General features: G+C 63.9%; 17 protein-coding genes. 11 read left to right on the forward strand and 6 right to left on the reverse strand.

Annotated elements, in window-relative coordinates; genetic code table 11:
* Positions 1-27: 27 nt before the first annotated feature.
* From malQ to glgC, 3 genes are read right to left on the reverse strand one after another with little or no spacing between them, the layout of a single operon-like run.
* A complete protein-coding gene (gene malQ / locus BTO32_RS07420; protein ID WP_076723988.1) occupies positions 28-1521 on the reverse strand; it encodes a 4-alpha-glucanotransferase in 1494 nt (497 codons plus the stop codon).
* Positions 1518-3251, reverse strand: coding sequence for a glycoside hydrolase family 57 protein (locus BTO32_RS07425; RefSeq protein WP_076723989.1), 1734 nt, complete (start codon positions 3249-3251; stop codon positions 1518-1520). Before BTO32_RS07425 ends, malQ begins: the two co-directional genes overlap by 4 nt.
* Positions 3241-4506, reverse strand: coding sequence for a glucose-1-phosphate adenylyltransferase (gene glgC, locus BTO32_RS07430; protein WP_076723990.1), 1266 nt, complete (start codon positions 4504-4506; stop codon positions 3241-3243). The genes BTO32_RS07425 and glgC overlap by 11 nt, the downstream gene beginning before the upstream one ends.
* A 186-nt stretch (positions 4507-4692) precedes the next feature.
* Between glgC and glgB the strand changes: the two genes are divergently transcribed.
* Genes glgB through glgP form a run of 3 tightly spaced genes read left to right on the forward strand, consistent with a single transcriptional unit; the run spans position 4693 to position 10619 of the window.
* Positions 4693-6579: a 1,4-alpha-glucan branching protein GlgB gene (gene glgB / locus BTO32_RS07435; RefSeq protein WP_076723991.1), complete on the forward strand. Its 1887-nt coding sequence runs from the start codon at positions 4693-4695 to the stop codon at positions 6577-6579.
* Positions 6576-8033 (forward strand): glycogen synthase GlgA, encoded by a 1458-nt coding sequence (glgA, locus tag BTO32_RS07440; RefSeq protein ID WP_076723992.1) that lies wholly within the window; start codon positions 6576-6578, stop codon positions 8031-8033. The genes glgB and glgA overlap by 4 nt, the downstream gene beginning before the upstream one ends.
* Positions 8034-8063: 30 nt before the next feature.
* A complete protein-coding gene (gene glgP / locus BTO32_RS07445; protein WP_076723993.1) occupies positions 8064-10619 on the forward strand; it encodes an alpha-glucan family phosphorylase in 2556 nt (851 codons plus the stop codon).
* Here glgP and BTO32_RS07450 read toward each other — a convergent pair.
* The gene (locus BTO32_RS07450) at positions 10616-11794 is read right to left on the reverse strand and encodes a 1-acyl-sn-glycerol-3-phosphate acyltransferase (protein ID WP_076723994.1); all 1179 of its coding nucleotides are present in this window, start codon (positions 11792-11794) and stop codon (positions 10616-10618) included. The genes glgP and BTO32_RS07450 overlap by 4 nt on opposite strands.
* 226 nt (positions 11795-12020) lie before the next feature.
* Between BTO32_RS07450 and recQ the strand changes: the two genes are divergently transcribed.
* Positions 12021-13880 (forward strand): DNA helicase RecQ, encoded by a 1860-nt coding sequence (gene recQ / locus BTO32_RS07455; protein WP_076723995.1) that lies wholly within the window; start codon positions 12021-12023, stop codon positions 13878-13880.
* On the opposite strand, the gene BTO32_RS07460 is transcribed toward recQ, so the two are convergent.
* The gene (locus BTO32_RS07460; RefSeq protein ID WP_084206803.1) at positions 13877-14446 is read right to left on the reverse strand and encodes a YiiD C-terminal domain-containing protein; all 570 of its coding nucleotides are present in this window, start codon (positions 14444-14446) and stop codon (positions 13877-13879) included. The two genes, recQ and BTO32_RS07460, sit on opposite strands and share 4 nt — an antisense overlap.
* Positions 14447-14579: 133 nt before the next feature.
* Between BTO32_RS07460 and BTO32_RS07465 the strand changes: the two genes are divergently transcribed.
* Entirely contained in the window at positions 14580-15509 is a 930-nt protein-coding gene (locus BTO32_RS07465; RefSeq protein ID WP_175618647.1) for an ABC transporter substrate-binding protein, read from the forward strand.
* Here the strand turns inward: BTO32_RS07465 and BTO32_RS07470 are convergent, their stop codons facing one another.
* Positions 15510-17396, reverse strand: coding sequence for a methyl-accepting chemotaxis protein (locus tag BTO32_RS07470; protein WP_076723996.1), 1887 nt, complete (start codon positions 17394-17396; stop codon positions 15510-15512).
* A gap of 213 nt (positions 17397-17609) precedes the next feature.
* On the opposite strand from BTO32_RS07470, the gene BTO32_RS07475 reads away from it, so the two are divergent.
* The 6 genes from BTO32_RS07475 to BTO32_RS07500 all read left to right on the forward strand — a co-directional run bounded on the left by BTO32_RS07475 (position 17610) and on the right by BTO32_RS07500 (position 24260).
* Positions 17610-19151, forward strand: a complete 1542-nt coding sequence (locus BTO32_RS07475) for a bifunctional GNAT family N-acetyltransferase/carbon-nitrogen hydrolase family protein (RefSeq protein WP_076723997.1) — start codon at positions 17610-17612, stop codon at positions 19149-19151.
* Between the two features lie 141 nt (positions 19152-19292).
* Positions 19293-19679 (forward strand): hypothetical protein, encoded by a 387-nt coding sequence (locus tag BTO32_RS07480; RefSeq protein ID WP_076723998.1) that lies wholly within the window; start codon positions 19293-19295, stop codon positions 19677-19679.
* A gap of 44 nt (positions 19680-19723) precedes the next feature.
* Positions 19724-20335: a helix-hairpin-helix domain-containing protein gene (locus BTO32_RS07485; RefSeq protein ID WP_076723999.1), complete on the forward strand. Its 612-nt coding sequence runs from the start codon at positions 19724-19726 to the stop codon at positions 20333-20335.
* Positions 20335-22611 (forward strand): selenide, water dikinase SelD, encoded by a 2277-nt coding sequence (gene selD, locus BTO32_RS07490; protein WP_076724000.1) that lies wholly within the window; start codon positions 20335-20337, stop codon positions 22609-22611. Before BTO32_RS07485 ends, selD begins: the two co-directional genes overlap by 1 nt.
* A gap of 123 nt (positions 22612-22734) precedes the next feature.
* Positions 22735-23610, forward strand: coding sequence for a putative selenate ABC transporter substrate-binding protein (locus tag BTO32_RS07495; protein WP_076724001.1), 876 nt, complete (start codon positions 22735-22737; stop codon positions 23608-23610).
* Positions 23610-24260 (forward strand): phosphonate ABC transporter ATP-binding protein, encoded by a 651-nt coding sequence (locus tag BTO32_RS07500; RefSeq protein WP_076724002.1) that lies wholly within the window; start codon positions 23610-23612, stop codon positions 24258-24260. Before BTO32_RS07495 ends, BTO32_RS07500 begins: the two co-directional genes overlap by 1 nt.

The raw sequence follows: 24260 nt of genomic DNA on the forward strand, positions 1-24260 counted from the left end.
CGCCTGTTCCAACAGGCTTGACTGTGGTCAATTCTTGATCGGAAGTTTCGGCAATCGTTCCGTTTCGGCCACCAGTTTCCGGATGTTTTCCGCCAGTTCCGTCGTGCAGAGCGTCAGGTCCAGCTGCCAGATCCAGTTGCCGTTCACCGTGCCCGGCTTGTTGAAACGGGCTTCCGAGCCCAGCCCAAGAAAATCCTGGACCGGCACCACCGCGAGCCAGCTCACCGAGCGCATGACCGTTGCGATGGCCGGCCAGGGCATGTTGTGGCCATCGGTGTTCAGGTACTGGTCAACGTAGTTCCGGGTCCGGTCATCCAGGCTCCGGTACCAGCCCAGGGTGGTGTCGTTGTCATGGGTGCCGGTATACACCAGGTCTTCCGGCTGGTGACGGTGCACCAAGTGTGGATTGTCCGGGTTGCCGTCAAAACCGAACTGCAGCACGGTCATGCCCGGAAGCTGGAAGTCGTGGCGCAGCTGTTCCACCTCCGCGCTGATGACCCCGAGGTTTTCCGCTACCAGCGGCAGCTCGGGAAAACGCCGGAAACAGGCCTCGAGAAACTGCCGGCCGGGTCCGGGTACCCAGCGGCCGAACCGGGGCTGGGGCGTACTGGCGGGAATTTCCCAGTACGCTTCGAAACCCCGGAAGTGGTCAATGCGTATCAGGTCGAACAGATGGCGCTGGCTGTCCAGCCGATCCAGCCACCAGTCGTAGCCGGAAGCGGCCAGGCGCTCCCAGTCATACAGCGGATTGCCCCAGTGCTGGCCGTCCGGCGAGAAGTAGTCGGGCGGAACCCCGGCCACGGCGGTGGGCAGGCCATGGGCATCCAGCTTGAACAGGTGGCGGTTGGCCCAGACATCGGCGCTGTCGTGGGCGACAAAGATGGGGATGTCGCCAAACAGCAGCACGCCCCGGGCACGGGCGTAGTCACGGATGTCCCGCCACTGGTGGTGAAACAGGTACTGTTCAAAACAGATCGCCTCCAACAGGTCGCGGTTGGCCTCGGAGAAGGCTTTGAGAGCGGCCGGGTCCCGGTGCCGGTAGGGTTCCGGCCATTGCAGCCAGCTGCTGCCGGGGTGCCGCTCACGGAGCGCGGAAAACAGGACGAAGTCTTCCAGCCAGCGCCGGTGTGACCGGCAAAACCGGTCGTAGTCCTCGCGCCCGAGCCGGCCTTCACCCCGGGAGAACCGGGTCGCGGCCCGGCGCAGAAGCGGCTGGCGCCCCTGCTGCTCGAGCTCGTCCAGCTCCTCCGGGCGCAACAGGCCCAGGGTCGCCAGTTCGGACACATCAATAAAGGCCGGATTGCCGGCGTGCGCCGACAGTGACTGGTACGGCGACAAGTCCCGGTGCGTCGGGCCGACGGGCAGTGTCTGCCAGACACTCAGGCCGCTGTCGGCGATGAAATCCACGAACCGCCGGGCAGTGTCGCCCAAGGGGCCGAAGCGTCCGGCCAGGGCGGTCGGATGCAGCAGGACACCGGCTCTCCGGGTATGCCAAAGTCGCCTGGGGGAAAGACTGCTCATGATCCGCCATCGCCGTCCTGTTCGTGGCCCTGACGCATGGCTCCGCCGCGGGCCGGCTCGCCTCCGCCCTGGCTGAGTTGCTGAAAGATCGAGGCCGGCGGCTCATAGCCGATCAGGTCGTACAGACTGACCAAGTGGCGCCGGTACAGCTGTTCGAAGTCGGAAACGATCTGGGCCGGGTTGTAGTCGCCAAACCACCAGAACCAGTCCGAACCCTCGCACAGCGCCAGCTGGCGTCGGGCTGCCTCTTTCCGGTCCGTGCCCAGGGTGCCGTTGTCCATAGCCCGGTCGTAGTGTCCCTTCGCCTCGCACAGCAGATCCCAGGCCCGGTTCTTGTCGGGGTCTCCGATCCAGGTGGAGAAGGTGCCGTAGATCCAGCTGCCCGCCACCAGACGGGGCAATGTCACCGGTGGTGCCACCGGCCGCTCCAGCAGCTCCTGATAGGTGGTCAGGCGCAGGTACGGGTGTTTGGACAGCACCCGGTACAGCTCGTCGAGGAAGTGGATGCCGTTGTCCGGATAGTACTCCCAGGCATTCTCGCCATCGAGGATCACCGAAATCACCGGTGGCGGCCGCCCGACGGCACTCCTGGCGATGTTCTCCATGTGGTGGACCAGATCACCGACGGCATCCTTGGCGTGCCAGTCGGCGTAGGTGAAACCGATCAGGTCGGACAGGCCATCGTCGCGAAAGAATACGGTGATGTCGGCGTCGCCGAAACGGTAGCTCTGGTGAATGCCTGCGGTGTCCGGGGCCTGGCCCTGCTCCCGTGCCCGTGCCAGGCTGTTGTTGATTACCGAGTCACCACTGGCGGTCCAGCGGAAGCCCTGCCGGGACAGAACCTCCAGGGTGGCCTGGCTCAGCGCGCCCTCCGAGGCCCAGCAGCCCGTGGGCTCCATGCCGAAGCAGCGTTGAAACAAGGCTCGGGCCTCGGCCAGCTGCCAGTCGGCGCGCGCCTCCCCGCCCGGGTAGGCGGGGTGGCGGGGAAGCCGGATATCGGGCATGGCCTCCCGGGCCGCGCCCAAATCCAGCAGCAACGGCAGGATCGGATGGCTGTACGGGCTCACCGCCAGCTCCACCTGCCCTTTCTGGGCCAGGGCCCGGTAGCGGGGGATGATGCCCGCCATGACCTCGTACACCACGTCCAGCAGGGCTTTGCGGTCTTCCAGGGTAAAGCCGGCACCTTTTTCCTGCAGGCTCTGCACCCGGGCATTGGTGCGTCGCACCGTTTCGCCCATCCAGCCCAGGTGGTACCACACCAGAAGATCGGTGAGCAGAGACGGGGAAAGATACCGCTGGATGTCGGGACGGCTGCGGTAGAAGGCGGCGAGATCGGCCAGGCGGGCATAGGCGGGAAAGCGGTTGATGATGCGGTCTTTGTTGGCCCGCAGCGATTTGTCCATGAGTTCCAGGAACGCGGGGCTGCCCGGCACCGGCAATTCCGTGGACACCAGGGCCGCGAGCATCGGGTCGCCCAGCGTGCCGGCACCGTGACGCCAGCGCTCAATCTGCACCAGGTAAGTTTCCAGCTGTTCCAGCAGCACCGGGGCGAAATTGACGACCGCGCGGGCGTCCGGGTGTGTCTCCAGGTGCGCCGCCATGTCGCTGTAATCCTTAATGGCGTGCAGGTAGACCCAGGGAAAAACGAACTGTCCGGTTTGGCGGGCGTAATAGCTGGGCTGGTGCATATGCCAGCACAACACCACCGGGGTTTTGCCGTCAGAGGCCATGGGGGTAGTCCTGCCCGAGCATTTCCGGGGTGATCAGCACCACGCCCTTACTGGAGACATGAAAGCGTTTGCGGTCCTCATCCGGGTCAAACCCTACCACGGTGCCCGGGGCGAGTCGGCAGCCCCGGTCGATCAGGGCCTTGCGGACCCGGCAGTTGCGGCCGATCTCGACATCCGGAAAGATCACCGAATCGGTGACTTCGCTGAAGGAATGGACCCGGACCTGGGAGAACAGCAGCGAGTGCTTCACTTGAGCGCCGGACACGATGCAGCCACCCGCCACCATGGAGTCAACGGCGGTGCCGCGCCGGTTGTCGTCGTCGAACACGAATTTGGCCGGAGGCAATTGTTCCTGATAGGTCCAGATGGGCCACTCGGAGTCATACAGGTTGAGTTCCGGGCTGACGCCGATCAGTTCCAGATTGGCCTGCCACAGGGCATCGACGGTGCCGACGTCCCGCCAGTAGGCCGGAGCGCTGGTGGCCGGATCGCGGAATGGGAACGCCATCACCCGCAGCCGCCGGATCACCGAGGGAATGACGTCCTTACCAAAGTCATGGGACGAGCGTTCCTGCAGCTGATGGTCCCGGATCAGCTCTTCGAACAGAACACGGGTGTTGAACACGTAGATGCCCATGGAGGCCAGGGCCCGGCCCGGGTTGCCGGGCATCGGCCGGGGCTGTGCCGGCTTTTCCTCGAACTCGCGGATGCGGTATTCGTCGTCCACCGACATCACGCCGAGGGCCGAGGCCTCCTCGATGGGCACCTCGATGCAGCCGACGGTGATGTCGGCCTCGCTTTCCACGTGCGCGGCCAGCATGGTGCCGTAGTCCATCTTGTAGATGTGATCACCGGCCAGGATCAGCACATACTCCGGATGGTGGCTGCGGATGATGTCGAGATTCTGGAGAACCGCGTCGGCGGTGCCCTCGTACCAGGAGGTTTCGATACGCTGCTGGGCCGGCAGCAGTTCGACAAATTCGTCCATTTCGCCCCGGAGAAACCCCCACCCGCGCTGGATGTGCCGGATCAGGGAATGGGACTTGTACTGGGTGATCACGCCCACCTGCCCGATCCCGGAGTTAATGCAATTGGATAACGGAAAGTCGATGATCCGGAATTTGCCACCAAAGGGCACGGCAGGCTTGGCCCGCCACTTGGTGAGATCATGGAGACGCGACCCGCGGCCACCGGCGAGAACCAGGGCGAGGGTCTGCCGGGTAAGCCGGCTGACGAAGCGCTTGGCGGTATGCATGGGTCCATCCCTGCAACGGAGTGTCACACTGCCGATGGCCGTGATTGGAAACCGACAGAATTCGTACTGTCGTAACAATACTAGGACAATATCACGGAATTATGACGTAGAATTGCCAAAGGTCATTTTTTCGACACCCTTCCCCGGGTTCAATGACCTCAAATCCACTTAGGAATTGAGTCGTCTATGGATAGCCCCCTGCTCAGTGACTACGACCTGTATCTGTTTGGTGAGGGTCGTCACTGGCACATCTACAACGTCCTGGGAGCGCACCCCTGCCAGTTCCAGGGCGAGCATGGCGTCCGCTTCGCCGTATGGGCGCCGAACGCTACCGCGGTCAGCGTGATTGGAGACTTCAACGGCTGGCAGCCGGCATCGAGCCCAATGCAGTGCCACGGTGCCTCCGGCGTGTGGTCGGCATTTGTTCCGGGGCTGGAGCCCGGCGCGCTGTACAAATTCGCCATCACCACCCGTCGGGGCGAGGTGCGGGTGAAGACCGACCCCTACGGCCAGCAGTTCGAGCTGCGCCCCGCCAATGCCGCCGTGGTCACCGCGCGGGAGCCGTTCAACTGGGGCGACGGTGACTGGCTCGCCCGCCGACGGCAGGATGCCTGGCAGCAGACGCCCCTCTCCGTCTACGAGGTTCACGCCGGCTCCTGGCGCCACCATGGTTCGGGCCGCTGGCTCACCTACCGGGAGCTGGCCGACCAGCTGATCCCCTACGTACTGGAGCTGGGGTTTACCCACATTGAGCTGCTGCCGGTCACTGAACACCCGCTGGATGAGTCCTGGGGTTACCAGACCACCGGTTACTACGCCCCCACCCGCCGGTACGGCAGCCCCGACGACCTGCGCTATCTGGTGGACCAGTGCCATCGCCATGGCATCGGGGTGCTGCTGGACTGGGTACCCGGCCATTTTCCCGAGGACGAACACGCCCTCGCCCGGTTCGACGGTACCGCCCTGTACGAACACGAAGATCCCCGCCGGGGCAAGCACCAGGACTGGGGCACGCTGATCTACAACTACGGTCGCCACGAAGTCCGTAACTTCCTGATCGGAAGCGCCCTGTACTGGCTCGACACCTACCATCTCGACGGCTTGCGGGTGGACGCCGTGGCCTCCATGCTGTACCTCAACTATTCCCGGCGTGACGGCGAGTGGCTGCCCAACGCGCACGGGGGCAACGAGAATCTAGAGGCCATCGACTTCCTGCGGACCCTCAACGAGGTCTGCCAGACCCGGTTCCCCGGCATTCTGATGATTGCCGAGGAATCCACGTCCTGGCCCCAGGTGACACGCCCGCCCCGGGTCGGCGGCCTGGGCTTCAACCTCAAGTGGAACATGGGTTGGATGCACGACACCCTGGACTACCTGAGCCACGACCCGGTGCACCGGCAATACCACCATGACAAGCTGACGTTCGGTTTAATGTACGCTTTCTCCGAGAACTTCATGCTGCCCCTCTCCCACGACGAAGTGGTGCACGGCAAGGCCAGCCTGCTGCACAAGATGCCTGGGGACGATTGGCAGCAGCGGGCCAACCTGCGCTTGCTGTTCGCCTACCAGTACACCTACCCGGGTGCGAAGCTGTTGTTCATGGGCGGCGAGTTCGGCCAGCGTCGGGAATGGAGCGAGATCCGGGAGCTGGACTGGGAACTGCTCCAGTACCCCGGGCACCAGGGACTGAAAACTCTGATCCGGGACCTGAACCACCTCTATCGGGGCACCCCGTCGCTGCATGCCCGTGACTACCGCGCCGACGGTTTTGAGTGGGTCGATTGCCACGATGCTCCGCAGTCGGTGATCAGCTACCTGCGTCAGGGCCCGGATGACACCACCCTGGTGGTGATCAACTTCACCCCGGTGGTGCGCTACGGTTACCGCATCGGTGTGCCCCGGAGCGGCCACTGGCGGGAAGTGCTGAACACCGATTCCACCTACTACGGTGGCAGTAACGTCGGCAATCCGATGGGCCTGGCGGCACGGGACGAACCCTGGATGGGGCGCCCGGCTTCCCTGGAACTGACGCTGCCGCCACTGGCGGCGGTGGTCCTGAGGCCGGCCACGTGACGCGGGTCCTGTTCATCACCAGCGAAGTCTACCCGGTCATCAAAACCGGTGGTCTGGCGGATGTGTCCGGGAGCCTGCCGGAGGCCCTCTGCCAACAGGGCCTGGATACACAGATTCTGCTGCCCGGCTATCCCGCCGCCATGGAAACGGCCCGGACGACCGGCGCACGGCGGGAAGCCCAGCTCAGCCTGGGCCAGTATCACCTCAGCCTTTGGCGCACGCGCCTGCCTGGCACCCCCGTCACCCTCTGGCTGGTGGACTGCCCGGCGTTGTTCGACCGCCCGGGCAACCCCTATCAAAACGACGACGGCCAAGACTGGTGGGACAATGCTCACCGCTACCAGCTGTTCTGCCGGGTCGGTGCCATGATGGCGAGTGGCCAAGTCGGACTGAGCTGGCAGCCGGACATCGTCCACTGCAACGACTGGCAAAGCGGCCTGGTGCCGGTGTTTCTGGATGCGCTGCCGAAGCGCCCCGGTACCGTGTTCACCATCCACAACCTCGCCTATCAGGGGGTGTTTTCCTGGGAGACGTTCCGGGCGCTGGGCCTGCCGGACAGCCTGTGGCGCTTCGATCGTCTGGAGTTCCATGGCCAGTTGTCATTCATCAAGGGCGGGCTGGTGTACGCCGACCGCCTAACCACGGTCAGTCCCAGCTACGCCCAGGAAATCCAGACCCCGGAATTCGGTTATGGCCTGGACGGGCTGCTGCGCTATCGTTCAGACCACCTTACCGGCATCCTGAACGGAATCGACACCCGGATATGGAACCCCACCGAGGACCCCTACCTGGATTTTCACTACGATTTCGGCCAGATTGAAAACAAGACCCAGTGCAAGGCACGGCTGCAACAGCAGCTGGGGTTGGAGCGCACCGGTGCGCCGCTGTTCGGCTTCATCGGCCGGCTGGTGGAACAGAAGGGCATCGACTGGATACTCGCCGTGTTGCCCGGCCTGCTTGACCGTGGCTGCCAGATCGCCATTCTCGGCTCCGGCGAGCCCCGCTACGCCGACCCCCTGCGGGCCCTTGCCCACCGTCACCCCGGGCAGCTGTCACTGACCCTGGGATACGACGAGCCGCTGGCGCACCGGATCACCGCGGGCGCGGATCTGTTTCTGATGCCGTCGCGTTTCGAACCCTGTGGCCTGAACCAGATGTATTCCCTGCGCTACGGCACCGTGCCGGTGGTGCATGCGGTGGGCGGCCTCAGGGACACGGTCCGGGACTACGACGATGCCGGTGCCGCCAAGGCCACCGGGTTCTGCTTCCGGCAGCCGGGCCCGGATGGACTCTGGCAGGCCGCGACCCGGGCCCTGGCCGTCTACGACAACCGCAGGGCCTGGCGTCGCCTGCAGCGCAACGGCATGGCCATCGACCACTCCTGGGGCCGGCGGGCAAAGGAATACCAGGCATTGTATCGGGCGATCCTGAGGGATCGTTGCAACCACTCATAGCGGGGCGCGGGCCCCAACAGGAGACACCGCATGGACAAGGCGACGCGATTCCGCCTCGAAGCCCGGCCCTCGATCCCGGAGGCGCTCGACCGCCTGGATGAGCTGGCCAACGACCTGTTCTACAGCTGGGACCACGGTGTCCGGAACCTGTTCTCCCGCATCGACCGCCCGCTCTGGCAGAAAGTCGAGCACAACCCCAAACTGTTTCTGCGCCGGGTGGCACAGGAGCGCCTGGACGAAGCGGCCCAGGACCGCGCCTTCATGGCGGAATACCGCCGGGTCCTGAGCTCCTACGATGCCTACGTGGAGTTCGAGCCGGTGCCGGAGGTGACGGAAATCCTGGACCCGGCCAGCAACCTGGTGGCCTATTTCTGCGCCGAGTTTGGCTTTCACGAGAGTTTCCCGATCTATTCCGGAGGTCTGGGTATTCTCGCCGGTGACCATTGCAAGGCGGCCAGCGACCTGGGCCTGCCGTTTGTGGCCGTTGGTCTGCTTTACCAGCAGGGTTACTTTATTCAAACCATCGATGCCCAGGGACAGCAGATCGCCCGCTACCAGTCTCACTCCAGCGATGAGCTGCCCATCACCCCGGTAACCCAAGGCAACGGCGAGCAGCTCAAGGTGTCGGTGCCCTTTCCCGGGCGCCTGGTGGTCGCACGGGTGTGGCAGGCCCGGGTCGGGCACATCCGCCTGTACCTGCTCGACAGCCACACCGAGGAGAACAGCGAGCAGGACCGGGAGCTGACCCAGCGCCTGTACGGCGGCGACGAGTCCACGCGCATCAGTCAGGAAATGCTGCTGGGCATCGGCGGTACTCGGGTGCTGGAGGCCCTGGGCCTGAGCCCCACCGCCTGGCATATCAACGAAGGTCACGCCGCGTTCCTGATTCTCGAACGCTGTCGTCAGCGCATGACCGAGGGGCTGTCGTTCAAGGCCGCGCTGGAAGCGGTGGCCGCCTCCACGCTGTTCACCACCCACACCCCGGTTCCGGCCGGCCACGATATTTTTTCCCGGGACCTGGTCCAGCATGCCCTCGGTCGCTATCTCGAGGAATCCGGACTGGACTTTGAAACGGTGTTCGCGCTGGGCGCCAAGGCAGGGGATCACAGTTTCAATATGACCAGCCTCGGGCTGCGGGGATCACGCTTTCACAACGGTGTCAGCCGTATCCATGGCGGCGTCGCCTCGGCCATGGAAGGGGCCATCTGGCCACAGATTCCGCCGGAGGAAAATCCCATCGGCTATATCACCAACGGCGTCCACGTACCCACCTTTCTGGCGCCGGAATGGGCCAGCCTGTTCGACATCCACGCCCCCACCTGGAAAAGCGAACTGCGCAACCCGGAGTTCTGGAGTTTTGTTGACCAGATTCCCGATTACCACTACTGGAGCGTGCACAAGGCCCTGAAACAGCAGATGGGCGAGTTCGTGGTGGAGCAGCTGGAGCGGCAACACCAACGCAACGGCACCGGCCACTCGGTGACCGAGCGCATGACCCGGCAACTGGTGTCACCGGAAAAGGACACGCTGGTGATCGGCTTCGCCCGACGTTTCGCCACCTACAAACGGGCCACCCTTATTTTCGCCGACCTGGAGCGCCTTGAGCGCTTGCTGACCGACCCCGAGCGGCCGGTGGTGCTGATTTTCGCCGGCAAGGCTCACCCCAGGGACAACCCCGGCCAGCAACTGATCAAGGTGATTCACGAGTTGTCCATGCGGCCGTCGTTGATGGGCCACATCCTGCTGCTGGAGGATTATGACCAGGCCATGGCGCGGCAGATGCTGGCAGGCGTGGACGTATGGCTCAACAACCCCGAGTATCCGAAGGAGGCCAGCGGCACCTCCGGAGAAAAGGCTGCCCTCAATGGAGCCCTGAACCTGAGCATCCTCGATGGTTGGTGGGGCGAGGGTTACGATGGCCACAATGGCTGGGCGATCACGCCCCGGGACACCCGTCTGGATCCGGAATTCCGGAATCAGGAGGAAGCCCGGGACCTGCTCGACCTGCTGGAGCATGACATCATCCCCCTCTATTACGACCGCGCCTCCCAAGGGTATTCCAAGGGCTGGGTGGCCCGCTCCAAGGCATCCATGAAGACCATCACGCCCCGGTTCAACAGCCAGCGCATGGTGATGGATTATGTGGAACGCTATTACGAGCCGGCCTCCGCCCAAGGGGATCGGCTGCTCGCCGACAACGGTGCGGAAGCCCGGGAACTGGCCGAATGGAAGGCCCGGGTGCGCCAGGCCTGGAGTGGCGTGTCACTGAAGGTGGTCGGCTGCGTGGAGGAACTCTGCCGCAGCGACGGCAGTATCGCGCTGCGGGTGGAGGCGGATCTGAATGGACTGAATGCCGGGGATGTGCGTGTCGAGTGCCTGGTCACCCCCGAATGCACCGGCAGCCATGACTCACCCGGTCCGGACCGGTTCCTGCTGACGAAAGCCTCGGAACAGGATGGCCGGACGGTGTTCGAGACGGAAGTGGCGCCGCCCTATCCGGGACTGCAAACCCTCCGCCTCCGGATGTATCCCTACCATCCGGCCCTCACCCACCTGTTCGAGATGGGCTGCATGCTCTGGGCCTAACCCGCGGTTGCGGCCAGGGACGTGGCCACGGGGTTGGCGTACATGTCCAGCAGATAGGGACGAATGGCCGGCTCGCAGGCCGCCAGGCGACGCTCCATTTCCGCTTCCGCCGCGGCCAGGTCCGCCGGTGACCAAGTCTCGGCAGTCACCACCGCGTCGCTGACCGACTCCGGAGTGGCGTGGGCGTCCGGGTGTACACCACGCATCTGGTAGGCCACCAGGTTCGAGGCGTGCAGGTGGTAGTTGGCGTGCATCTCCCGGTCGATCCGGGCCGCCAGTTCCTTCGGGCTATCCGGCGCGTCGTGTATCGGGGTGCCGAAATGGACGTGAACATGCCCCTTGAACCCCCGCAGCCCCTTGACGATCTGCTCGCTGTCCTCACCCTCGGCCTTGGTATAGGAGCCGGTCCGGGCCCGGATTTCCAGCTCCCGGGCCTTGTCGGCGTCGCACGGGTCGTACTCATAGGCAATGGAGACCGGTACGATGTGCAGGCGGTTCATCGCCTCGCCGAAACCCAGGCCACTTTTCTTCTGGCTCATGTAGAACATTTTGATGATCGCCGGGTCGGTGTGGTCCAGGCCGTCCTTCGCCCTGCCTTCGCGCTGCGCGATCCAGATACTGTGGTTGGTGTCAATGCTGTGGTTAATGAAGCTCGACAGCGTCATGTAGGCGTCCCGCATTTCCCGAGGGCTGGTCAGGTTGCGGCGCACCACGAAGCTCTTGTTTAGGCGCATCATTTCCGCAAACACCCGGTTTTGCAGTAGGTTGTCGCCGATGGCGATGCGGGTGGTATGAAAGCCGTTCTGGAACAGCAGGTAATTGACCACCATCGGGTCGAACACGATGTCGCGATGGTTGGAAATGAACAGGTAGGGGCTATGCTTGTCCAGCCGCTCCAGGCCGCTGTGGGTCACCCGTGTGGTGGTGTGCTCCACCAGCTCGCCCACGTAGCGGGAGAGGTGGGCCTGAAGGTCGTCCACCCGGGTGATGCCGCCAAAGTGGCGAGCCAGCCAGCGGCGGGTGAAGCCGCGCAGCACCGCCGGAGCCCAGCGGGCCAGGGTCGGCGACTTGAACCGACCCACCATGTCCAGGAATTCCTGGTCGTCGAGCAGACGCCGGATCGCCGGAGCCGTCTCTTCGTCCGAATAGGGACGGATGGCATCAAAATCCTGCATTGGAGTCCTGTTGTTGTGGTCACTACCGGAAATCGGGTTGGTGCCAAAACCATGGCATGCATGAAAGCCGCGCTATTGTAGCGGTTCTGTTTCCGGTTTGCCTCACCCGAAAGGCGGGTTGACCCACGCACTGGCACAATCTGGTATGATCTTCCACATTTCCTCGCCGGGGTGACGCCCCTCCGGCACACTGACCCCTTCCGGAACAACGACAAGCGGCTCATCCATGTATTTCGACCACGACTTCGAGCAACTGGACACCGAACGCCCCCAGGGCATGCAACGAACGCCGGAGGCCGTGTTGCACGAGGTATTCGGGTACGAGTCCTTCCGACCGTTGCAGGAAGACATCGTGAAAGAGGTGGTCAATGGCGGGGACGCCCTGGTGCTGATGCCCACCGGTGGTGGCAAATCCCTGTGTTACCAGGTGCCGGCCTTGGTCCGCCCCGGTACCGCGATCGTGGTGTCGCCGCTGATCGCGCTGATGCAGGACCAGGTCAATGCCCTGCGCGAGCTGGGTGTCAGGGCCGCTTTCCTGAACTCCACCATGGACTTTGAGCAGGCCCGGGCCACCGAGTACGCCCTGACGTCCGGCGAGCTGGACCTGCTCTATTGCGCGCCGGAACGGCTGATCCAGCCCCGCACTCTGGAGCTGCTGCACAATACGCCCATCGCCCTGTTCGCCATCGACGAGGCGCACTGTGTCTCCCAGTGGGGTCATGACTTCCGGTCGGATTATCTGCAACTGAGTCTGCTGGCACGGGAATTTCCCGGCGTGCCCCGGATCGCCCTCACCGCGACCGCCGACGAGCGCACACGCAGGGAGATCGCCGAACGTCTGTGTCTGACCGAGGCCCGTCACTTCATCAGCAGTTTCGACCGGCCCAACATCCAGTACCGAATCGCGCCCAAGACCAACGCCAACCGGCAACTGCTGGACTTCATCCGCTCCGAACACCCGAGCGACAGCGGCATCGTCTACTGCCTCTCCCGCAACAAGGTGGAAGCCACCGCGCGGATGTTGGTGGAACAGGGCTTCCAGGCCCTGCCCTACCATGCCGGCATGAGCGCCCAGGATCGGGCCCACCATCAGGAGCGTTTTCTGCGGGAGGACGGCATCATTATGGTGGCGACCATCGCCTTCGGCATGGGCATCGACAAGCCGGACGTTCGTTTCGTCGCCCATCTGGACCTGCCCAAAAGCCTGGAGGCGTACTACCAGGAAACCGGTCGGGCCGGCCGGGACGGCAACCCTTCCACGGCCTGGATGGTGTACGGCCTGCAGGATGTGATCAAACTGCGGCAGATGCTGGAGGCCTCTGCTGGCAACGACCAGTTCAAGCGGATCGAACGCCAGAAACTGGATGCCATGCTGGGCTTCTGCGAAGTGACCAGTTGCCGACGCCAGGTGCTGCTCCGCTATTTTGGGGACGACCTGCCGGAGCCCTGCGGCAACTGCGACACCTGCCTCAATCCCCCCGAGACCTGGGACGGCACGGTGGCGGTACAGAAAGCTCTGTCCTGCGTCTACCGAACGGGCCAGCGTTACGGCGTGAGCTATCTCATCGATGTGTTGCGGGGGGCCGACAACGAACGGATCCGGCAGGCGGGCCATCAGGCCGTGTCCACCTATGGCATTGGCGAGGAGTTGAGCGCCAACGAGTGGAAATCGGTATTCCGGCAGCTGGTCGCCAAGGGCTACCTGCGCGCCGATCCGGACGGTTATGGCGCGCTGCAGCTCACCGAACGGTGCCGCCCGATCCTCAAGGGGGAAGAACAGGTGTGGCTACGCAAGGATCCGGTCTCGCGCCGGCCGGCTGGCCGGGGAACGGGAAACGTCCGCACGGCCAGCCTGGAGATCCGGGATCAGGCCGCCTGGGACCACCTGCGAGCCTGCCGCAAGGCCCTGGCGGATCAGCAGGGTGTGCCGCCGTACGTGATCTTCCACGATACCACCCTGTTCGAGATGCTCGAGCGCCGCCCTCGGACCCTGGCGGAACTGGCAGAGATCAACGGGGTTGGTGCCGCCAAGCTGGAAAAATACGGCGACGCTTTCCTGGCGGCACTGGCCGAACTGGACGCCTAGCTAGGCGGACGGTGCGTTCCCGCCTGGAAGCCTCTTTTTCTCACCCGGTAGTGGGCAATGGAGGTGGCCACGTGGTTGCCTTCCTGATCCATCAGCCGGCCTTCGAGGGTGAACTTCGCCCGACCGGTTTCGTCCGCCTCCGCCAGAATCGCCGCGATCTGTTCCGGCGACAGGGAAAACGCCACCGTCACGTCCGAATTCGCCGGCTGCAGGAACTCCAGGGTCATCGCCTTGAGGATCGGCGTATAGGCCGGCCCCAGATCGAACAGGCTCAGTACGCCCCCGGGAATCTCGGCGACCAGGAAATAGGCGCCCGCGTACAGGCTGCCGAAGTGGTTGCCGTTGCCTTTCAGCGGAATCCGGGCCTTCACGTACCCTGGGCGCAGCTCCTCGACCCGGAAACCGTTGCGCCTGGCGAACGGAATCGACAGGCCGATGATCCGGTTGACCGCGGCATAGCCTCCGGTTTTTTTCAGCCAGGCCACCGGGTGGCTCAGGGTGGCCCGGGGATCGGCGCCGGCGACCCACTGGCCGGTGGCGGTAATCAGGTGGTCAATCAGTGCCATGGCATGTCCTGTTGTTGTGACGGTTGTCGTGGATGGGACCGATCCCGCAATTTATACGTTATTTTTGCGAAAATCTCGTTTACAGTGAGGACAAAAGTCATCCGTCAGACACCATCAGAGAAGGAACTCGCCGTTGGCGCTATCCGGTCGCTCCCTGGTGCTGGCCCTGTTTTTCTGGGTTGGCTGCCAGGCGCAGGCAAATGACGACACGACCACGGACGGGCGTGCCACCGAGCCCGCTCCGGAGACGTTCGTCCTCTGGTACCGCAACTACGACAGCCCTGCCATTCGTTCCCTGGTCCAACTGGCCCTCGACAAAACGCCCGAGTACGGTCCCTATACCCTGCGTCGCAGCGAGGAGCTGAGCCAGGGGCGCGCCCTGCTGGAATTGGCCAGCGGCCGCTCCCGGCTGGTGGATATCGCCAACGTGGCCACGTCGAAGGAGCGGGAAGCGGAGCTGACCGCCATCCCGATTCCCATCGACGGTGGCCTGCTGGGCTTTCGGGTATGCGTGGTAAAAGCGGACCACCTGCCTCGCTTCCGGGGCATCCAGACACTGGCGCAGCTGCGGGACAGTGGCATCCGGATCGGCCAGGGCAGCCACTGGCCGGATACCACCATTCTCCGGGAAAGCGGGCTTACGGTGATCACCCACACCCGCTATGAAATCCTCCTGACCATGCTGCGCAACGACCGTTTCGACTGCTTTGCCCGGGGCATCAGCGAAGTGACCCACGACCTGCGGCTGGCCGCCGATCCCAACCTGGTGATCGAACCCAATCTGCTGATCGCCTACCCCATGCCGTCCTACCTGTTCGTCGGGCCCCGGGACACCCTGACGGCGCACCGGCTGCAACTGGGGCTGGAGCGGGCGATCGAGGACGGCAGTTTCGGGACCTATCTGGACCACTTTTACGGTCAGGCGGTGGCCCGCCTGAATCTGGAACAACGGCGGCTGATCGTGCTCGACAATCCGCTGCTGAGCGAGGAGTCCCAGTACGTCAGCCGGGAAACTTTCGACAACCTGCGGCGGCGCCTGGACCTCCTTGTCCCGGAGCGCTGATCAGACCCGGAAGCGGGAAACGTGCTCGTTGAGGGTGCGGCCGATGTCCTCGACATGGCCACTGTAGACATCGTTCTCGCTGGCCGCGGCGGCGGCCTGCTGGCCCTGCTCGGCGATGCGATTGATGGAGGCATTGAGCTCTTCCGTCACGGACGTCTGCTCCTCCGAGGCGGTGGCGATCTGGGACGTCATCTGACTGATCGCTGAAATGGCTTCGGCGATCCGGTTCAGGGCTTCCATCGCGTCTTGGGCCTTCTCCATGCTCATGTTGGAAACGGCCGTGGACGCTTTCATCACATCCACGGCGTTGTTGGCCCCTTTCTGCAACCGCTCGATCATGTCGTTGATCTCTTCGGTGCTCTGCTGGGTCCGCTGTGCCAGGTTGCGCACCTCGTCGGCCACCACCGCGAAACCGCGCCCGGCTTCCCCGGCCCGGGCGGCTTCGATGGCCGCGTTCAGCGCCAGCAGATTGGTCTGCTCGGCGATGCCCTGGATCACTTCCAGCACCGAGGTGATGGAGGTGACATCCTGACCCAGCCGGTCGATCACCTCGGCTGCGGCGTTGATTTCCTTGACCAGTTTTTGCACCGCGTCCCGGCTGGCGGCCACGGTTTCCAAAGATGCATGGCTGTCGGCATCGGCGGTGTTGGCCGCGTCGGCGGTCTGTTGGGCATTGCGGGCAATCTCGGCCGCCGCCGCCGACATTTCGTTGATGGCGGTGGCCACCATGTCGATTTCCGACTGCTGTTTTTCGACACTGGTGCGGCTGGCACTGGCGGTCTTTTTCAGGGACACCACGTTATCCCCGAGTTCCCGGCTGCCTTGCTGCACGTCCCGCACCACGGTACGGATATTCTCGACGAACCGGTTGAAGCTGCGCGCCAAGTCGGCAAACTCGTCGCTGCCGGAATCGTCCAGACGCTGGGTCAGGTCGGCGTCGCCGGAGCCGATGTCATCCATCGCGGCGTTCAGGCGCCGCACCGGTGCCATCAGCACCCGGATGCCCAGATGCAGCACCACCAGTGACAGCAGCAGGGCGATGGCGGCAATGATCAGCCCGGTCATGCGGGCACTCTGGACCGGAGCGTGCAGTTTGTCCATGTTGACGAAGGTGCCCAGATACCAGCTCACGCCCCGGGCGCCGGTGATCGGATGGAAGCTGACCTCCCAGTTCACGCCGTCGGTCTGGTAGGCGCGGGGCGCGCCGTCGAGGTTGGCCTGGCCGCCGATCAGGGCGCTCACGTTCTTGCCCACCAGCGCCTGGTCCGGATGAAAGAGCACGGTGCCCTGCTGGTTGATCAGGGCGGCGTAGCCGTTGCCACCGAGGGTGATGGTGGACAGGATTTTATCGATGGCATCGAGGGTGATATCGCCACCCACAGCGCCACGGTAGTCTCCCTGGGTGACCGGTGCCGCGGCGGAAATGATGGTCTTGCCCGTGCTGACATCGGTAAACGGTTCCGTGTAGGAAGCGCGTCCGGTTTCCACGGCTTTCTTGTACCAGGGGCGGGTACGGGGATCAAACCCGGGGGGCAGCGTGGCGTCATCCGCCACGGTTTTCATCAGCATGGAGCCATCGGCCTTCCCGACATAAACGTTCTGGAAGCCGCCGGCCCGGGTGAAGGCCGCCAGAATGTTGCGAGCCTGGGCATCGTCGGCGACCGGCTGCAGGGCCGAAGCGGCGGCTTCGGTGGTGGCCAGCTTCGAATTGAGCCACTCGGCGATACTCGAGGTGCTCTGGGCCACTGATTCATCGATCATCGCCTCGACATAGGTTTCCGTGGTGTGCCGGAGGCGGAGGTCGCTGGTTACGGTGAAGGCGGCCATCACCAGGAGCAGGAGGACCCCGAAAGCAACAAGCAGTTTTTGACCAAATGTCAGATTCACAGGAAGAACTCCCCTAGCAGGATCGGAGAATACAAGTCACAAGTGCAGGAAGGGCCGAAAGATTACCCACTTTCGGGACCAAATTCTGTTATATCTTGTTTCGGCCCCTGCTACGAAGTCTTTAGCGCCATCTGTTAAACTCCTTCTGCGCAACCTCCGGCAGACACCTGCCGGCACCCACGTGACCCAGCCCGACGAAGAGAGAGCGTTTCGATGGCCCACGAAGAACTCCACCTCAACCTCCGTAACCTGACGCTGGACGACTACGACCAGCTGCAGGCCCTGATGGACCTGGTTTACGAGGACATCGGCGGAGCCTGGCCCAAGGACACCATCAGGGCGCTGGTGGAACAGTTTCCGGACGGGCAGATCTGCATCGAGGACTGCGGCGAACTGGTGGCGGTGGCTCTGACGGTGTGTGTCAACTACGACCGCTTCAGCAACCCCCACACCTACGACGACCTGATCCTGCGCAACGAGAAAATCTGGCACAACCCCGACGGCGACTCCCTGTATGGTCTGGACGTGTTCATTCATCCGGAGTACCGGGGTTACCGTCTGGGGCGCCGGCTGTACGAAGCGCGCAAGGACCTGTGCCGGTCCATGAACCTGAGGGCGATCCTCGCCGGTGGCCGGATTCCCAACTACCACAAGTACAAGGATCAGTACTCGCCGGAGGAGTACATTCAGCGGGTGGACCGGAAGGAAATCTACGACCCGATCCTGACCTTCCAGCTCTCCAACGATTTCCAGGTGACCCGGCTGATGCACAAATACCTGCCGGAAGATGAAAAATCCATGGGTTACGCCACCTTGCTGGAATGGCGCAACATCTTCTATACCCCGCCGGAACCGGTGCTGCGGGCCAAGAAGACCCAGGTGCGCATGGGCGCGGTCCAGTGGCAGATGCGGGAGTTCGGCTCGGTCGAAGAAGTGCTCAAGCAGGTGGAATACTTCGTGGACGCGCTGTCGGACTACAAGAGCGACTTCGCGCTGTTCCCGGAATTCTTCAATGCGCCCCTGATGGGCCTGACCGACCAGGTGGATCAGACCCGGGCCATCCGTTTCCTGGCCGGATTCACCGAGCAGTTCCGCAACGAAATGTCGGAAATGGCGGTGAGCTACAACATCAACATCATCACCGGCTCCATGCCACTGCTGGAAAACGACCGGCTGTTCAACGTTTCCTACCTGTGCCACCGTGACGGTCGGGTGGACGAACAGCGCAAGATCCACATCACGCCCCACGAACGGCGGGACTGGGTCATCGAGGGCGGCAACAAGTTCCAGGTGTTTGAAACCGATGCCGGGCGGGTGGCCATCCTGATCTGCTACGACATCGAATTCCCGGAGCTTGGGCGGATTGCGGCAAACCAGGGAGTGGACATCATCTGTGTTCCGTTCTGGACGGACACCAAGAACGGCTACCTCCGGGTCCGGCACTGCGCCCAGGCCCGGGCCATCGAGAACGAGTGCTACGTGGTGATCACCGGCAGCGTCGGCAACCTGCCGAAGGTGGAAAACCTCGACGTCCAGTATGCCCAGTCATCGGTCTTCTCGCCGTCGGACTTTGCCTTCCCCCACGACGCGGTCATGGCCGAAACCACCCCCAATACCGAGATGATCATGTTCTCGGACATGGATCTGGCAAAACTGAAACTGGTGCGCAACGAAGGCTCCGTCAACAACCTGAAGGACCGCCGCGCCGACCTGTATCGGGTCGAGCTGCTGGCGCCGGTGCACGGCGGCAGTTGATGTGCCGCTTCAGGGTTTTGGTGTAGGACACTGATGACATTGTCAATTCATCGAAGAGTGTCTATTGTTTAACCATTATCCAAGTCGCCCGACCGGTGGGCCGGCTGCAGTGGATAGGGATATCATCAGAGAACGTCATTCATGAACGAAGCACTTCCCGATCTAACGGCCCGGTTCCGGGTCAGGCATGGGCTCTTTCGCAAGGAAATTGTTGAAGCCTCCCTGTTCGAGCTGGACGGCTACGGTTGTGTGATGAAGACCGACAAGGTGTTCAACCCCGGCGATACCCTGGTGCTGGATCTGGTTATGGACATGCCCTTCGAGGAAATCCGCGCCGAAGGGGTTTCCGGCCTGGTGACGGAACGTCGAAAGCACTGTAGCAATTTCTTTTATTCCATTGATTTTGTGGAGTTTGACCCAAATTCCCCCCTATCCGAAAAGCTCACAAGGATTCGCGAGGTCCTGTCGCGAAAACTGACCCTGAAGTCACGCCGTTCCCCAATTTCCGGCTTCCGGCAAATGGCCTGACCGGTGGCGCAGCGTTTCACCCCCCGTCCGTAAGGAGACAATCCATGGCAAAGAAAGCCAAACCGAGCGTCGATAAGATCGTCAAGAAGGTCAACAAGGAATTCGAGAAGACATCCAGTCAGATCGAGGGCCTGATCAGCGACGCCCTGCGTCAGTTCGACAGCCTCCAAAGCCAGATCGAGGAGCCGGTGCGCAAGCTACTCAAGGAGGTCAACGAACTCCGGGAGCGTGAGATGAAGCGTTTCCACGAAGAATTCGATCGCCGCCTGACCGAGCTTCAGGAGTTCCAGAAAGCCGTCCTGGAACGGTTGGGCATTGCCGCCCGGGAAGCCGAGTCCGAGGTGAAAAGCGTGGCCGAACAGGCCAAAGCCGCGGTACCGACTGGCACCAAGCCCGCACCGAAGGCTGCCGCCAAGCCGAAGACCGGTACCAGGAGCGCCACCGCTGCCAAGACCGGGAAGAAACCGCTGGACAAGGGCGACCTGACCCGGGTCAAGGGCATCGGCCCGGCCACCGCCAAGAAAATGAAGGCAGCGGGTATCACCTCCATTGACCAGATCGCCAACCCGTCCGCCGAGGACCGGGAAAAGCTCAAGGCATTCAAAAGCCTCAAAGGTTATAGCCAGCTGTCCGCTGAAGCCAAGAAACTGCTCTGATGCGAACGCCTGACCAGCCTGTATTACGGGACATTGTCCTGGTTGGCGGCGGGCACAGCCACGTCGGGGTTCTCAAGCGGTTCGCCATGGACCCGGTCCCCGGCGTCCGCCTGACCCTCATCTGCCGGGACACCCACACCCCCTACTCCGGCATGCTGCCCGGCTATGTCGCCGGGCATTACAGCTACGACGATGTCCATATCGACCTGAGCCGGCTGGCCGAGTTCGCCGGCGCCCGCTTCTATCGGGACGAAGCCATCGGGCTCGACCGCGACCGACAACGGGTCGTCTGCCGCAACCGCCCCGAGGTGCCCTACGACCTTCTGTCCATCAACATCGGCTCCTCGCCCCGGGTGGCGGACGTGGACGGCGCCGAGAAGTACACGGTGCCGGTCAAGCCTATCCACGGTTTCAACCAGCGCTGGCTCAAGCTGCTCAGCCGCGTCGAAAATCACGACGGCCCCCTGGTGATCGCCGTGGTGGGTGCCGGCGCCGGCGGTGTTGAGCTGTTGCTGGCCATGCAGTACCGTCTGCGCAGGGAACTGCGCCAGCGCGGCAAGGATCCGAACCAGCTGCACTTTCATCTGTTCGACGCGGCGGCGGATATCCTGCCCACCCACAACCCCAGGGTCCGCGCGGTGTTCCGGCGCACGCTCGCCGACCGTGGTGTGACCGTCCACCTGGGATCACCGGTGGTCAAGGTGGACGCCGGCCAGCTGCGTACCGAGGCCGGTCAGAGCCTGGGGGTGGACGAAGTGCTCTGGGTCACCCGGGCCGGCGGCCCGGCCTGGCTGGAGCAGACTGGGCTGGCATTGGACGAGGGACGTTTCATCCGCGTCCGGGACACTCTGCAAACGGAAACCGACGACAACATCTTCGCGGCTGGCGACATTGCCAACGTTGTTCACCACCCGCGCGAGAAAGCCGGGGTTTTCGCCGTACGCCAGGGACCGCCACTGGCCGACAACCTCCGCCGTCTGGCCACCGGCCGGGCCCCGAGGGACTTCCGCCCCCAGAAGCGGTGGCTGGCCCTGATCAGCACCGGCGACCGATACGCGGTGGCATCGCGGGGCGACCTGGAACTGCACGGCGCCTGGGTCTGGCGCTGGAAGGACTGGATTGACCGCCGCTTCATGCGCCGGTTCACCGAACTGCCGCCGATGCCGGAGGCGGTGGCGATGCCGGACACCGCCGCTGCCCGCAGCCGTGAGGAAGCGGCTCAGGCTCTGTCCGCCGTCGCCATGCGCTGCGGCGGCTGTGGGGCCAAGGTGGGCAGTACCGTGTTGTCTCGGGCGCTGAGCGAGCTGCGCCCCGTGCAGCGGGACGACATTCTGGTGGGCCTGCACGCGCCCGACGATGCCGCGGTTCTGCGGGTCCCCGCCGGCAAGGCGGTGGTGCAGACCGTGGACTTCTTCCGCGCCTTTATCGACGATCCCTACGTCTTTGGCCGGATCGCCGCCAACCACAGCCTCGGCGACATCTTTGCCATGGGCGCCGAGGCCCAGAGCGCCACCGCCGTGGCCACCGTGCCCTATGGTATTGAGGCCAAGGTCGAAGACGTGGTGTTCCAGATGATGGCCGGGGCGGTGGATGTGTTGAACGATGCCGGTTGTGCCCTGGTGGGCGGACACACCGGCGAGGGTCGAGAGCTGGCCCTGGGATTTGCGGTCAACGGACTGGTCGACCCCGACCACATCCTGAGCAAGGCCGGACTGTGCCCCGGGGATGCGCTGGTGCTGACCAAGCCCATCGGAACCGGAACCCTGCTGGCCGCTCATGCCCGGCTGGCCGCCAAGGGGCGCTGGATCGACACCGCGCTCGCCTCGATGGTGCAATCCAGCCGGCTGGCCTCCGACTGCTTGCGGCGCCATGGTGCCCGGGCCTGTACCGATGTCACCGGTTTCGGTCTGCTGGGCCACCTGATCGAGATGACCCGGCCCTCCGGAGTCGACGCCGAACTGTCGCTGTCCGCCATTCCGGTACTGCCGGGGGCGGAAGAAACCGTGGCCGCCGGCATCCTGAGTTCGTTGCAACCGGCCAATGTCCGGCTGCGCCGGGGCATCCGCGACCAGGCCCGCTGGCGCGAGCACCCGCGCTATCCGCTGCTGTTCGATCCGCAGACCGCCGGCGGCCTGTTGGCCGGCGTGCCAAAGGCAAACGCCGAAGCCTGTGTCCGGGAGCTCAAAGCCCTGGGCTACCCGAACACCGCGATCATCGGGCAGGTGCTGGCCCAGGAGCGCCAGGGCGCTATCGAGCCGATCCGTCTCTGTGGCTAGACCTCCGGAGCCGGGCCCGGGTAACCGTCTCGGTGAACCGGGCCCGGCTTCCGACGGTTCAGGGTTCCGGTAAATCCGGGTATCCTGTGCACCCTTCCCCATTAACCAGAACAGGGTTTCACAATGTCATTGACCACGATACGGAAAGTCATCGCGTCCGCACTGTTGCTGCTTGCGAGTTCGGCCGTCTGGGCCGAGACCTTCGTCTTCACCGCCATTCCGGATGAGGACGAAACCAAGCTGATCGAGCGTTTTCGCGGGGTTGCCGACTATCTGTCGGAACAACTGAATGTGGAGGTTCGCTACATTCCGGTGAAGTCCTATGCCGCCGCCGTCTCTGCGTTTCGCAACAATCAGGTGCAGCTGGCCTGGTTTGGCGGCCTGTCCGGCGTCCAGGCCCGCCGGCTGGTCCCGGGGTCCGAGGCCCTCGCCCAGGGGGTGGAGGATCAGGCCTTCCAGACCTATTTCATTGCCAACACCAGTACCGGCATTGCGCCGGCCCAGGATCTAAAGGAACTGACGGACAGTCTGCGTGGCAAGACCTTCACCTTCGGTTCGAAGGGGTCCACCTCCGGCCGCCTGATGCCCGAGTTCTTCCTGCGCCAAGCCTTTGGCACCTCGCCCGAGGACGTATTCGACCGGGTGGGCTTCAGCGGTAACCACACCCGGACCCTGCGCTTGGTGGAGGCGGGCACCTATCAGGTGGGCGCGCTCAACTTCCAGGTCTGGCAGAAGGAACTGGAAGACGGCAACATCGACGAATCCGCGGTGCGAGTCATCTGGCAGACACCGCCCTACCCGGACTACCAGTGGACCATCCGTGGCGACGTTGACCAGCGCTTTGGCGAGGGGTTCAAGGCGAAAGTCCGGCAGGCGCTGCTCGACCTGGATGACCCGGAGTTGCTGAAAAGCTTCCCCCGTTCCGGATTCGTGCCCGCGTCCAACGACGATTACGAACCCATCCGCGAGACGGCCGAAGCGATCGGAATTCTGGACTGATGTCGGCGTTTGACCTTTCCGGCCTGACCGCGTCCTTCGGCGGCGAGCGGGTCCTGGGCCCGCTCGCCCTGAGGGTGCAACCCGGTGAGAAGGTGGCGCTGGTGGGTAAAAGCGGCGCGGGCAAGTCCACCCTCATCCGCCTGATCCATGAGCGGGTGGGCCGCGCCTCCGCCCTGGTGCCCCAGGAGCTGGGGCTGGTCAACGCCCTGCCGGTGTTCCACAACGTGTTCATGGGCCGGCTCGACCGGCACGCGACCTGGTACAGCCTACTGACGCTGGTGCGGCCGTTCAGGGCGGACCGGGAAGCGGTGCGGGCGCTGCTGGCCGACTTGCATCTGGCGGAGAAACTCTGGACGCCGGCGGCGGCTCTGTCCGGTGGCCAGCGCCAGCGGGTCGCCATTGCCCGCGCCCTTTACCGGGGCGCACCGTTGTTGCTGGCCGACGAGCCGGTGTCGGCGCTGGACGGGCCGATGGCGCACCAAGTCATGGCCCTGCTCCGGGACCGGTTTGAAACCAGCGTCATTGCCCTGCACGACGTGGACCTGGCGCTGGCTTACTGCAACCGGATCGTCGGCATTCAGGATGGCGGCATCGCCCTGGACGCCGGCGCCGACCGGCTGTCCGCCTCGGACATCATGTCCCTGTACTGA

Origin of the sequence: Marinobacter lutaoensis (assembly GCF_001981305.1) — a bacterium.
In the GTDB taxonomy this organism is placed as follows: Bacteria; Pseudomonadota; Gammaproteobacteria; order Pseudomonadales; family Oleiphilaceae; genus Marinobacter; species Marinobacter lutaoensis.